Annotated in this window: 16 protein-coding genes and 1 pseudogene; 6 read left to right on the forward strand and 11 right to left on the reverse strand. The window is 46.2% G+C overall.

The window, feature by feature from the left end; all coding sequences use genetic code 11:
• Window positions 1–186, forward strand: a 186-nt coding sequence (locus SOI44_RS09920) for a hypothetical protein (RefSeq protein ID WP_331349055.1), incomplete at its 5' end; no start/stop codon positions are given.
• A gap of 72 nt (window positions 187–258) precedes the next feature.
• Here the strand turns inward: SOI44_RS09920 and SOI44_RS09925 are convergent.
• The 4 genes and pseudogenes from SOI44_RS09925 to SOI44_RS09940 all read right to left on the reverse strand — a co-directional run bounded on the left by SOI44_RS09925 (window position 259) and on the right by SOI44_RS09940 (window position 2198).
• A complete protein-coding gene (locus tag SOI44_RS09925; protein ID WP_331349056.1) occupies window positions 259–798 on the reverse strand; it encodes a GNAT family N-acetyltransferase in 540 nt (179 codons plus the stop codon).
• A gap of 88 nt (window positions 799–886) precedes the next feature.
• Window positions 887–1042, reverse strand: a complete 156-nt coding sequence (locus SOI44_RS09930) for a hypothetical protein (protein ID WP_331349070.1) — start codon at window positions 1040–1042, stop codon at window positions 887–889.
• Between the two features lie 31 nt (window positions 1043–1073).
• Window positions 1074–1334 (reverse strand): annotated as a pseudogene (locus SOI44_RS09935) (nitrous oxide-stimulated promoter family protein); the annotation flags it as partial.
• A gap of 216 nt (window positions 1335–1550) precedes the next feature.
• A complete protein-coding gene (locus tag SOI44_RS09940; RefSeq protein WP_331349057.1) occupies window positions 1551–2198 on the reverse strand; it encodes an HAD family hydrolase in 648 nt (215 codons plus the stop codon).
• A gap of 54 nt (window positions 2199–2252) precedes the next feature.
• On the opposite strand from SOI44_RS09940, the gene SOI44_RS09945 reads away from it, so the two are divergent.
• The gene (locus SOI44_RS09945; protein WP_331349058.1) at window positions 2253–3485 is read left to right on the forward strand and encodes a metallophosphoesterase; all 1233 of its coding nucleotides are present in this window, start codon (window positions 2253–2255) and stop codon (window positions 3483–3485) included.
• 252 nt (window positions 3486–3737) lie between these two features.
• On the opposite strand, the gene SOI44_RS09950 is transcribed toward SOI44_RS09945, so the two are convergent.
• The gene (locus tag SOI44_RS09950; RefSeq protein WP_331349059.1) at window positions 3738–5123 is read right to left on the reverse strand and encodes a transposase; all 1386 of its coding nucleotides are present in this window, start codon (window positions 5121–5123) and stop codon (window positions 3738–3740) included.
• A 60-nt stretch (window positions 5124–5183) separates the two neighbouring features.
• On the opposite strand from SOI44_RS09950, the gene tnpA reads away from it, so the two are divergent.
• The gene (tnpA, locus tag SOI44_RS09955; protein ID WP_331349060.1) at window positions 5184–5627 is read left to right on the forward strand and encodes an IS200/IS605 family transposase; all 444 of its coding nucleotides are present in this window, start codon (window positions 5184–5186) and stop codon (window positions 5625–5627) included.
• Window positions 5628–5686: 59 nt separating this feature from the next.
• Here the strand turns inward: tnpA and SOI44_RS09960 are convergent, their stop codons facing one another.
• From SOI44_RS09960 to SOI44_RS09985, 6 genes are read right to left on the reverse strand one after another with little or no spacing between them, the layout of a single operon-like run.
• On the reverse strand, window positions 5687–5812 hold the full coding sequence (locus SOI44_RS09960) for a hypothetical protein (protein WP_331349061.1): 126 nt from the start codon (window positions 5810–5812) through the stop codon (window positions 5687–5689).
• Window positions 5805–6656 (reverse strand): ABC transporter permease, encoded by an 852-nt coding sequence (locus SOI44_RS09965; RefSeq protein WP_331349062.1) that lies wholly within the window; start codon window positions 6654–6656, stop codon window positions 5805–5807. Before SOI44_RS09965 ends, SOI44_RS09960 begins: the two co-directional genes overlap by 8 nt.
• Complete coding sequence (locus tag SOI44_RS09970; RefSeq protein ID WP_331349063.1) at window positions 6656–7792, reverse strand: extracellular solute-binding protein; 1137 nt, start codon at window positions 7790–7792, stop codon at window positions 6656–6658. Before SOI44_RS09970 ends, SOI44_RS09965 begins: the two co-directional genes overlap by 1 nt.
• 34 nt (window positions 7793–7826) lie before the next feature.
• Window positions 7827–8798 carry an ABC transporter ATP-binding protein gene (locus SOI44_RS09975; protein ID WP_331349064.1) on the reverse strand — a complete coding sequence of 324 codons (972 nt, stop codon included), beginning with the start codon at window positions 8796–8798 and terminating at the stop codon, window positions 7827–7829.
• A gap of 18 nt (window positions 8799–8816) precedes the next feature.
• Window positions 8817–9641: an ABC transporter permease gene (locus SOI44_RS09980; RefSeq protein ID WP_331349065.1), complete on the reverse strand. Its 825-nt coding sequence runs from the start codon at window positions 9639–9641 to the stop codon at window positions 8817–8819.
• Window positions 9635–10300 carry a glycerophosphodiester phosphodiesterase gene (locus SOI44_RS09985; RefSeq protein ID WP_331349066.1) on the reverse strand — a complete coding sequence of 222 codons (666 nt, stop codon included), beginning with the start codon at window positions 10298–10300 and terminating at the stop codon, window positions 9635–9637. The genes SOI44_RS09980 and SOI44_RS09985 overlap by 7 nt, the downstream gene beginning before the upstream one ends.
• A 221-nt stretch (window positions 10301–10521) precedes the next feature.
• Between SOI44_RS09985 and SOI44_RS09990 the strand changes: the two genes are divergently transcribed.
• The 3 genes from SOI44_RS09990 to SOI44_RS10000 form a co-directional block, all read left to right on the forward strand.
• On the forward strand, window positions 10522–11001 hold the full coding sequence (locus SOI44_RS09990; protein ID WP_331349067.1) for a DUF6669 family protein: 480 nt from the start codon (window positions 10522–10524) through the stop codon (window positions 10999–11001).
• On the forward strand, window positions 10985–11872 hold the full coding sequence (locus tag SOI44_RS09995; RefSeq protein ID WP_331349068.1) for a CehA/McbA family metallohydrolase: 888 nt from the start codon (window positions 10985–10987) through the stop codon (window positions 11870–11872). Before SOI44_RS09990 ends, SOI44_RS09995 begins: the two co-directional genes overlap by 17 nt.
• A gap of 499 nt (window positions 11873–12371) precedes the next feature.
• On the forward strand, window positions 12372–12591 hold a 220-nt coding region (locus SOI44_RS10000), incomplete at its 3' end, for a hypothetical protein (protein WP_331349069.1).

Consider the following 12591-nt stretch of genomic DNA (forward strand, 5'->3'; position numbering starts at 1 on the left):
ATATCTATATCGGAACTATATGGGAAGACACAGTCACTGATGTGTTTCCGTGACAAAGAAGGGATGGTAACAGTAGAAACACCAAACAAGAAAGTAAAAGAATATTACAAGCTGCTGGATATCAATGTACCGGCGCATCTGAATTCCAATGGATTCAGAAAGGATGTTTTGAAGATTACAGTGTAGTTCTACTTTTGGAAAAAACTAAGGTTAAATATTTAAATTAAAGCAGGCAAAGAAAAACCGGAACGGGTCCGGTCATATCATCTTCTCCGCAATCACAGCAGTCTTTCCATTAAAAGCTGTATGCACATTACATGGCACAAAGCCATTCTTCCTCCAGAAGTGTTCAGCCTGTGGATTGTCCTGCATCCAGCCAAGCCGGATTCTTTCAAACCCAGCCTGTTTCAATGCATTCTGCAAATCCTGAATGATATTACTTCCGATGCCCTTTCTTTGCAGAGAGACATCCATCATGAAAAGGCCGATATACGCAGTCTCTTCATCCGGCCAGCCGGCAATCAGATCCAGAATGGCCATCAGCTGATGATTCTGATAGTACCCGATATCATATTTCTGCGATAACACTGCTCCATCTGGAAGTGCATGCAGATCAGACAGGATGCTTTCCTTCGTAACCATGGGCGGACAGTACTGGTAATACAGTACATTTCTCCTGCATAAATCAAAGATCACAGGAATATCCTCTTCCTGCAGATGTTTGACCTTATATGCATGGGAAAATGCGGCAATGTCCAGTTGCTTGTTCTCTTTTAATTGTGTTTGACTTATTTCCATCAGGAAAATCTTATCGCAGCATTCTCCAATAAATCATCCTATTTTCATATTTCTTACTTTATGCACTTTCTTCTTCAGGCTGAATGGTTTAGACACGGAAGAAGAAATAGTAAATGTGGCCAAGCCAGACAAACAGGACAATAATGCACGGAATCCAGATTTCTTTTCCTGCCATCATGAAACAGCCGATTCCCATCAGTACAGTGATCATTCCCGTTGCTTTTGTCTTTGTTTTGAATGACATGCCTGATCGCAGGGGCAGGATGATGAAACAGCATTCTCGGTCCGGCATAGCGCATTACAACACGGATCTTTTCCCTCATTTCTGGTTTGTAGCAGTGTACTTTGCAGCTGGAACAAAAGGTCTTGGTTTCCATAAACGGACATTTCTCACTTCTGATGCGTGCATAATCCATCAGCTCCTGACATTCATTACACAGATGTCCCTTCTTCGTCCCATGATTTTCATGGCAGTACAAACTGATCATCTCACTGACAAGCTGTTTCTCACGTTCTCGTTTGGTATTGATATCCATTTCTGTACACCTCTTTCAATCCCTGACAAGTTACGAAAATGTGCAGACAGCCGTCATTACCTCTTCATTCTTCGCAATGTATTTACGGGTATTAGTTTCTACTAACTCAAAAGAATTTATACCTGAATCAGAAATGAATCGCAAGCAAAAAGTGCAAAAACTGCAGGGGAAGATTTCTCCTGCAGTCATGAACTGATACGATATTGTTTCTTATTATCAGCTGTTTTCCTTCTGAATCAAAGCAAGTGCCTCATTGAGATCATGGCAGATGGCATGGGCTTTCTGCCTCATCTCATCATCCGGTGCCTGGCTATCCGGCACCATGATGCCAACCCCACCGGCATTGTAAGCAGCCCGGATGCCATTGTAGGCATCTTCAAAGATATAGCATTCTTCAATCGGGACATTGATGCACTTTGCCGCAAACAGGAATACATCCGGTGCTGGTTTGCTGTGGGCTACCTGGGTTCCTGAGCACACCGCATCAATATACTGCCGTGTATTGGTCATTTCCAGGTTATGTTCAATCTGTTTGCTTTCCGTGCTGGAAGCTACGGCAATCTTGAAGCCATGATCATGCAGCCAGGAAAGAATTTCATGGATGCCAGGCTTTTCCGGCACTGTCTTTTCAAGATATGCATGTACACGCCTGACACATTCTTCATCAATCGGATGGCCATCAGAGACATGGTAATATTCCCGGATCACAGCTTCTCTTTTTGGTCCGGACGTACCGGTAACTGCTTTGCCAAATGTTGGATCCAGCACCACATTGTGTTCACTGGCGATCTGATGCCAGGTATCCTGCCAGATGCGTTCTGTATCAAACATCAGGCCATCCATATCAAAAATTGCACCTTTCATTGTTGGTCTCCTTGCATGACTAGTATACATCTTTGTGCTACTGTAATGACCGTGATGAAACAGTACATATTGAAAACATTGCTTGCCTGCCTGTCTTTTTCTCTGGCAGGCTGCGGCGTTCATGCCGTTGAAAAATCTCCCGAAGCTTCCCTGATGACAGCGACGGATCTGCACTATCTTTCCCCTTCCTTGATGGAAAATCTGGATCTTGCCAAAGAAGCGGCTGCTGAAGGGGATGGCAAGACCATCATCTATGGCAGCCAGCTCACGGATGCCATGATTGAAACTGTCATCAAAAATCATCCGGATGCCTTTATCATGACGGGTGATCTTACCCTGAATGGTGAGAAGGTATCACATGAAGAGCTTGCCGCAAAGCTGGACAAGATCAATGATGCCGGTATTCAGGTACTTGTTATTCCGGGCAATCACGATCTGAATAACAAGCATGCGATTGCCTATACTAATGACGGTGTACAGTCTGTTGATTCAATTGATAAGGATGAATTTGTGCAGATTTATCATAACGATGGCTATGATGATGCTCTCTCCCGTGACTCGGATTCTTTGAGCTACGTATACCGGCTTGATTCCGGGGTGCGCTGTCTGATGATTGATGTCAATGGTTCTTCGATTCTTGGCGCTGTTTCTGATACAACACTGTCCTGGGTCGAACAGCAGCTCAAAAAAGCAAAGAAAGCAGGTGAACCTGTGCTGGCCTTCTCCCATCAGAACTTCCTTGTTCATCTCGATCTATTTACTGATGGTTTCCGGATTGCCAATGGCGACAAGCTTCTGGCGCTGTTTCAGGAATATGGTGTCAAAGCTGGCTTCTCCGGCCATATGCACTGTCAGCACATTGCCTCAAAAGATGGCTTTACCGAAGCCGTAACCGGAGCAGTCTCCATTCTCGACAGCCACATTGCCAATATCACCATCAAGGATGGAACACTGTCCTATCAGACACAGAGCGTTGATGTGGATGCCTGGGCAGCCCAACATGGCAGCACGGATGAACATCTGCTGCTGTACAGCAGATATGCACGGAATTTTTTCAAACAATCGATCTATTCGCAGTCAACCGGCGATCAGAAGCTGGATGATTATATTGCTGATCTGAATGCTGCTTTCTTTACTGGAACGCTCAACACATTTACGGATCAGCCGGATATGGATCAAAAGATTTCTTCCATGAACGATGCCATGATGGCAGTCTATCTGCAGAGTGTGTTAAAAGACAAAGACAAGGATATGAATGCATTCTCAGTTTCACTCAAGAACGAATGATGATGGGAAAAGTAGAAATGTTTGCTGCCTTCGGCAGGTAAGATATCCGCAATGGGAATGAAGTTCTCCCTTGATGCAAGTGAAGCTCCCCACCTAACCCTTCGCTGACGCTCAGCCTATAGATGGGGCTTCCGAAAGCTTGTGTGCTTTCAGACTTTCGTCTCCTTCAGATACGGTTACAGCACAGTATAGCTTGCTTACGCTCACAATACCCATCTGCACTAACTTTCAGGAGACTTATGTGCAGAACAATCAGCTGACTGCTGTACCTATTGCAGTGTTTAACTGCCATAGATCAGCTAATGTTCTGGAGCTTCCACTGCCCAGATCAGGAACTTCTGCCTGTATCTGGGGTAATGCTTTCAGCAGTTCACGAATAAAATATCGTGCTCCAATGTTGTACGACGCATTGAGATCACAATTGTACAGCTTTCCATTCGTAAACTGACAAATGTCATAAGGAACTCTTTCTTCCATCTTGCCTTTATAGATGGAATGGCGAATCATGGATTCTACCTTGGTGGAAAGTGGCACATCACTGCCGCGTTTTACTTTGCCTGAACCGTCATACGCAAGCTTGCTTGTGTTCCATGCACAGACACGCGATATCCGCATGCCATAACGATGGGCTAATCGTTCAGCCGTATTCTGCACATCCTGATGTTTCCACATAGTAAGTTTCTGCTTCTTAGAACCTTTCTTCTTGCCTGCGGTGTTCAGATGCTCAAATACAATTGTGTGGCAGCCATTTTCCATGGCATAGTCCACGATCGCATTGGCAATCAGGTGAGCATGGTTCAGGTTTCTCCGCTTTGCCAGATTCCAGAGTCTGCCGCTGTCATGAGATCCGTGACAGCGCTGGAAATCAGATACGCGGTGCAGTGCATTGGATACAGAGTCTTTTTCTCTGCCAAAGTTTATAAACTTCCTTGACAGGACAGTGCCCTTAGAGTCCAATACACTGCACGCTGCATCTGTACCAATGCCAAGATCCACCGCACATATCTTCTGTTTGAAGATCGGTGTATCATGCAGTTTGACATTCTCCTGAATCGTAAAGCGCAGCTGGTAGTGTCCATGTTTCTTTTCAATGACAGGTGCGGACAGCTTTACATTGTGCAATTGCTTTCTGTTGTTCAGATATCTGATATCTGTTTGAGAAAGACGGATTTCTCTCCATACCCAGTCATTGTTAACATAAACCTTTATCTGAGCAGTGCGGTCAAGCTGATCCCAGTTGAACATATTGCCGTTAAAGAAGCACGGCATAAGATGATCACACGTATCGATCTGCGGCATAGCACCTTTATATTCATTTTTTATCCACAGCTCGAAAAGTCTGAAATAAGCGGATACTTTGCCAATGGCATCCGCAATCGCAGCTCTTCTCAGATAAACGGGGAACTTATAAAACCTGTCATCGAAGTTATACATTGCCCGGTTGTTCTTATTGCTGTGGATCAGGCATTCAATAAGACGCACTCTGCCTTTGCTATAAGATATCGGTTCAACAGTATCCCAGTTTACGCGGACGGCAGGTATCAGATATTTAACAGCCGAAGCATAATACTCACTTGTACTCTTAATCGCTGATTCACTGCCTTTGAAATGCAATCCGTAACTTGATGTCAGCTTCATATGTCCCTCTGCAGATATCATACTGTATTTAGTGGTATACTACAATCACAGAGGTTGAAAATGATGCAATATAACAATGGATATCATACGAACAGGCACGCTGTATATAGATTGCAATATCATTTAGTGGTGTGTACAGAATACAGGTATCCAATATTGACAGGAGACATTAAGGACAGACTGATCCAGATCAGCTACGCCATCATTGAAGACAGCTGGAAATCCAAAATACTGGAGATAACCACTGATGTGGATCATGTCCATATCCTGTTTGAGACATCGCCGCAAACACAATTATCCAGGCTGATTAATAACTACAAAACAGTTACTTCCAGACTGCTGAGAAAAGAGTTTTCTGACACATTAAGGCCTGATTATTGGAGGCCTCACTTCTGGTCAGATACATATTTCATCAGTACCGTATCGGATACAACGGAGCAGATGATCCGCAGGTATATCCAGGAGCAGGGCCAAAAGAAAAATGGTGCTGCTAACCCCGCCTAAGCCTGTGCCACTTTGTGCAAACATTGTGGTTTTGGCTATAGACGGGTGTGCGCAGCACCTTAATCAATCTCAACGCCCTCGGCACAAGAGAGAGCTCCATCCAGGGCATCCATGGTATTTTCCACACCCCTGGTCAGATCCCCACGGTGGGCAATAATCTCTGGCAGTTTTCTTTCCTCAGTCATCCTGTCCTTTTTCCCAACCTGCCTGCTTCATGTTGGTATAGACATACACACCGGCAGACAGTGCAGAGAACAGGAACATGATCACAGACAGTGCGGCAGAGCGGGCATAGTGCATATTGGTGTACTGGTTGTACAGGACAATGCCCATCATCTGCGGATTGGTCCCGTCCATCAGGTATGGGGTTGTGAAGGAAGAAATGTTGGACATGAAGACGAATGTTGCTGCGATGAACAGGTCACGGTATGTCAATGGCAGAATCATCTTCCACAGGATACGCATCGGGGAAGCACCGACGTCCTTGGCAGCCTCGATGATGGAATCATGGATCTTACCCATGGCTGATACCAGTAACATCGTCGCAAACGGGATGTTGAACCAGAGATTCATCAGGATGATGCCCTTGGCGTTATACATCAGGCCAAGCTGTACATTCAGTCCAAACAGCTGGAAGAACCGGTTGATCAGACCGGAGTCACGGATGATGGTGATCATGCCGTTGACTGCAACCAGACCCGGAATAAATCTTGGCAGCAGGTACAGATGGGAGATCCATCTGGCAACTCTGCTTTTGGAAAAGCGCAGGTAGATCGCCAGCAGGTAAGAGATGCCAATGGCAAGCACAACTGTCCAGATGACAATCTTGAGCGTATAGATCATGTTATTGCGCTGGACAGCATCTGCGAAGAAATAGGCATAGTTGCCAAGTCCGATGCCGTCTTCTTCCTGCTGGAAGCTGCTGATCACGGACAGGATGACCGGATAGATGATGACCAGGGCCATGATCAGAAAGGATGGCAGAATCAGAAGGTACGGCAGGATTTTATGAAAGCGTGTTTCCTTCATCAGTTCAGTGTGCCGATTTCAGAGTCCCACTTATCATTGAGATCTGTGGACAGAGAACCAATACTGCTCATGCGGTAGGAAGAAATCTTGAGATCTTCAATGGACTTTGTCAGATCCGGATCGAGCTTGTCATAGCTGATGACCGGTACGGCTGCCATGGAATCCAGGGCAATATTCTGCGCATCCGGAGACATCATATAGTTGATGAAGGCATAGGCACCATCTTCATTGGAGCCGATGGACGGAATGGCAAGGCAGACTGTGGAACCTGTGAAGGAAGGATCAATCTGGGTGATCTTGATAGAATCCGGCAGAGTGCCCTGTTTGATCTGTGTCAGCGTCATATCCGCCCAGGCCGGAATCATATCAACTTCCTTGGATGCCAACAGATCCAGTGTACCCTGGTTCTTGTTCGGATAAACGGTCTTACCGGAAGACTGATAGAGGTAAGGATGCAGTTCCTTGAGCAGATTGAAGCCCTGATCCCACTGTACTTCCCACTTGGTATCGGTAGAAGTCAGTGCTTCTTCCGGCAGGAAGTTATAGACAGCAGTCAGTACGAAGGAGCCGCCGGCACCGCCGGAAGACGGTGTATTGTAGGCAAATCTGCCCGGATTATCCTTGATCCACTGATACAGCTCATCAGCAGTCTTCGGTGGGTTCTTGACCGTGTCAGAATTGTAAGCAAGGACAACGGTTGTGCCGCGGTAAGGAACCAGATAATCAGAATAAGAAGACTGGACCGTCAGATTGCTGTAATTGCTGAGCTTGGATGTATCAATCTTGGTGAAGATGTCATCCCCTGCCTGAGACAGGTAGGTTGCGGCATCATTATCAGATACTTCTACAACATCATAGTCGGTATTACTCTGACCTGCCTTTTTGGCAGCGATGATACGATCACTCAAAGACTGGGCACCGGTACCGGAAGTAATGAACTCCAGCTTGGCTGTATAGTCACTCTGGCTGGCATTGAACTTTTCAATCTGCTGTTCAAACTGCACTCTGACATTGTCGGAGCCATTGGCCCAGACCGTAATTGTCTTGGCAGCACCTGCTGAGCATCCTGCGGCCATAGAAGCAGCCAGTAAAGCTGTGCAGCCGATTTTGGCAATTCTCTTGAAACCTCTCTTCATAACTTTTTCTCTCTCTTTCCTTTATCTCAATCGCTTATGCAGCGTATTCAAAGATCTTTGTAAACTGCAGTGATACTTCATCATGCGGATGGAAACGGTCCGCTTCCTGTCTGGTCACATAGGCCTTGACAATCTGATCATTGACATCCACTGTCACCTCAGCATAGTGGCCAAGAATCATCACGGTACGCACAATGCCATGGCGGATGCCATCTTTATCCCCTTCCGTCAGAACAACATTTTCAGGACGCACAGCCAGCACCCTTTCACCATCATTGACGAAATTCATTTCACCAATGAACGATGCCACAAAGCGGCTGGCAGGATGGTCATACACTTCATTCGGTGTACCCGTCTGCTCAATCACGCCCTTGTTCATGACCACAATGCGGTGGGACAGCACCATGGCTTCCTCCTGATCATGAGTGACAAACACAACGGTAATATGCAGCTCTTCCTGGATCTTTTTGAGCTCTTCTCTCATCTGGGCTCTGATCTTGGCATCCAGTGCCGAGAACGGCTCATCCAGCAGCAGTACACTTGGCTCCAGCAGCAATGCTCTGGCAATGGCAATACGCTGCTGCTGGCCGCCGGACAGCTGGGTCGGATATTTGTATTCCGTACCGCTCATGTTGACAAGAGCAAGGCCATCCTTCACTTTCTTTGCAATGTCATTCTTGTTCATCTTGCGGATCTTGAGGCCAAAGGCAAGATTGTCTGCCACGGTCATATGCGGCCAGAGATTGTAGCTCTGGAACACCATGGCCGTTGGGCGTTTCTCCGGCGGCAGGTCCTTGATGGACTGACCGTCCAGCAGGATATCGCCTTCATCGATCTGCAGAAATCCGCCGATCGTTCTCAGGATGGTAGATTTGCCGCAGCCGGACGGACCGAGCATGGTCAGAAACTCGCCCGGAGCTACATCGATATTGATATGTTCAACACCATCGCCATTGCGGTAGCGCTTTTTCATATCCTTGATCTGCAGCTTCCATTGATTACTCATTGAATTTGATTCCTCCCCTTACATGCCGAATCCTTCGGAAATGGTATCGGCACTCAAATATTTCCTGACAAGAAGCAGTACGATAATTGCCGGCACAATCAGGATCAAAGAGAGCACCGGACCTGCTGTCAATGGATATTCCATGATGACGCCATACAGCTGCACTGGCATGGTCTTGATCTGCGGGAAGCCAACCAGCAGTGTGCCCTGTGCTTCTTCCATGGAGCCAAGGAATGTAAACACGGCGCCGACCACGATGCCCGGCTTTGCCATTGGCAGCGTGATCTTGAAGAAGGTCTGCAGCGGACTGGCACCGGCATCCCGGGCCGACTCTTCCATCTGGCTGTAGACACTGCGGAACGCACCGCATGGGATCCAGGTCATGAACATCATCGAATTGACAACATGAATCAGAACAACGCCCTGGAACGTGCCGATCAGATTCAGCTTGTAGAACAGAATGCCGATGGAGATGTACAGTCCCATGCGCGGGAAAGCATTGGACAGCAGGAAGGAAAGCATGAAGGCATTTCTTCCTTTGAACTTGAAGCGGGCCAGGGCATAGGCAGCCGGCACGCAGATGATGGCACTGACAATGGTGACAACGATGGCAAGTACAAATGAGGTGCCGATCGATGACAGCAGTGAAGGCTGTCCCAGCACGAACTGCCACCACTTGATGCCAAACTTCTGAGGGATGATGGCCGGTGCTTCATATTTATCGGCAAATGCCAGCATGGCAAGATTGAGCAATGGCAGATAGAAGAAAATGACAAATACAGCAAAGATGATGTACTGCCAGAAGTTCTTTGCGCCGACCTGATGGTAATATTTCTTCAGCATAATTCCTCCCGACACTCTACGGCTTCTTTAACCTTTCTGGTGGTGATATTGATGATTTCAGGATCCTGCAGGAATCTTCTGATCTCACCTGTCTCATTGACCGTCCAGACAGAGGCTTTCAGACCACACTGTTTCAGATCATCTTCCAGCACGTCATAGACATGGTATTCAAGATTGATCACTTCAATACCCTGACCGGCGGCATCCTTCAATACATCCATCATGCGCAGCGGAATCACACCTTTGAGCATGTTCTCATAGATCGTCGGCCAGAGATTTTCAATGTTCATGTACACCTGTACTTTGGCAAACTTCTGATGGTTTCTTTGAAAATCAACAGGTTCCACGGTGCCGGAATAGATCAGCTGATCGGATACACCACATGAAAGAGCCAGCTGATAAACAGCTTCTTCAAGCCCCTCTGTCTTGAGATCACAGTTCATCTTCTTTGCCGGATACTGTTTCAGACAGGCAAACGCATCTGCCAGAGGCACACTGTCCCGGCTGCTTTCATTGTGAGAAAGCACAAGCGTTCCGCCATCGTTTCTGCGGACATCCACTTCCACACAATCTGCGCCGCTGTCCAGACCATACTGTACAGATGGCAGTGTGTTGTCTTTGGTTCCATCACTGCCAGCATGAGCAGTCAGATATGTCATACGGATATTTGTCACTCCCCTTTCAACGGCATCCATCTTGCCAGAGGAATGTAAAATATTTTCAGAAGGCAAAAATCAGATTCGGTTAAATATTTATCGCAAATGTAAAATTTTCATGTACAAAATATCTGGTTTTTACATGAATCCAACAATAATGCACCAAACTTCTTCACACAGATTTTGTATATTATGTCTGGTTTATGCATAAGGAGACAAAAGGAATGAAAGAACTGCTGTCATTTCAAAGCACCATACCGCAAAACTATCAGGGCACAATCAGCTATGAATACAATCTGGATCAGCCCTTAAGCAAAATGGAAATCACCCTGTCCTATAACCATGAACGACCAGCAGATCCAAAAGCATATCTGCAGAAATACAGAACCTTTCTGACCAAAAAGCTGGAAGCCTACCTTGGCAGAAAAGCCAGTGAAGAAGATCTGTTAAAAGCCATTGCCAGCATGAAGACAGAGATCCAGTTTGCCTTGTTTCTGGATGAAAAATTCATCTGCAATATCCATAAGCCCGGAAACAATAAAAAAATGCTGGTAACAGCGGACGATGTCAGCAAGGCCGCAGCATTCATGCAGGCAATCAAAGGACAGGTAAAGATCGTCATCAATGTCTTTGCCGTAATTGAAGATGATACATCGATTGTATTGACGATTGCCGGGGAGGAAGAACATGTACAAGCGTATTGAACTGCACAATCATACCATTGCCTCCGATGGAAAGTTTGCCCCGGAAGAACTTGCCCAATACCTGCATGATCATGGTATCCCGTCTGCCTCTTTGGCGGATCACAATACAACTGCCGGCTATGCACGATTTGCTAAGACATGTGCCGATCTGCAGATGGAAACAATGCAGGGCATGGAAGTGACAACCTGGTATGGACATCTCTTAGCGCAGGGAATCAGCGGATACTTTGAATGGGAAGATTTCAGAAAGAACAATGCGGATTTGTTGTTACAGAGGATTCATAAAGATGGAGGTTTGTGTGGACCTGCCCATCCTTGTTCTATCCCCTACCCTTTTTCCAACGGCATGGCATGGACCATGCAGATCCATGACTGGCATCTTGTGGACTTTCTCGAGATCGTAAACAATGCCCATCCTCTGTATCCTGATAACCAGAGAGCACTGTACCTCTGGAAAGCAAAGGTACTGGAAGGATATCATATTCAGCCGGTATCCGGCATGGATCTGCACAAACCGGAAAACATGGCCGGCTGGTATACCACATGGATCGATGCTGAAGAAGGAAAAACGCTGTCAAAGCAATTCCATGATGCCATCCGCTATGGCAAAGTACAGGTCACCAATGGACCCGTACTGGACTTTGACAATGATTCCCTGTTTCACTGCAGTGTGCAGAATCCGGACCGTTCTACATATCTTTTGACCATCGAAACAGCCCATGAAAAAAAGCAGGAGCTCATGCGGCCGGAAGGCATAGTGCTTCCAAAGCTGCAGGAACCTGCTGTGATCTGTGTCTATGATCTATCGGAAGAAGAGGAATATCCACGCATCATCACTGCCTGTTTCGACAGGCAGGATCCTATGAAGTAGCAGCAATCAACGCAAAACATCCAGATCATTTTGTTTCTATTTTCTCTTCTGTTCCTTTTCGTGTGAAATACATCCATAATGCCGCCAGAAACAAGCCAATGATGAAGAAGAGAGCTGCTGTTTTCAGGCCATGAAGCTCACCCTTAGACAACAAATAAAGATAAGCTGTGATATACAGCAGGACCAGGGTCACGGCAATCACCTTGAATACAACAGACAGCCTCGTGTTCTTGTTTCTGGCACGGAAAAGATAATTGACCATCAAAATGCAAACATTGTCTGGGTAACAAATTCATCCATACATTTCCCCGTCCAGCAGACAATATGAGTTACTGCATGTCTGCCTCATTCACCTGTCTGCAGAATATCATGTATGATATTTTTGGTTCAATCCCAAAACCTGTTGATATAACGCCATGCAGGATGGGAATTTAATACGAATATAAAAATGGATCTCGTATAATTGTGTGTAACCAAACATACAAAATAGGAGATCCATATGAATGTTAACACACAGCCGCTTATTCAGGAAGAATTGCTTGATACAAGATCAGAAGATCTTCGAGCTGATGCCCATGATCTGATTGATTCAATTTCTGATGTACAGCTCCAGAGTGGCATTTTAACATTCTCATCCGGTCTGCCTTCCTTTACCCAGGTTGGCATGCCTGAAACGGCCATTAAAGAAGTCTCTGTGGGTACATCATCCCGACCTGCCA

Origin of the sequence: Lactimicrobium sp. (assembly GCF_036453465.1) — a bacterium.
In the GTDB taxonomy this organism is placed as follows: domain Bacteria; phylum Bacillota_I; class Bacilli_A; order Erysipelotrichales; family Erysipelotrichaceae; genus Bulleidia.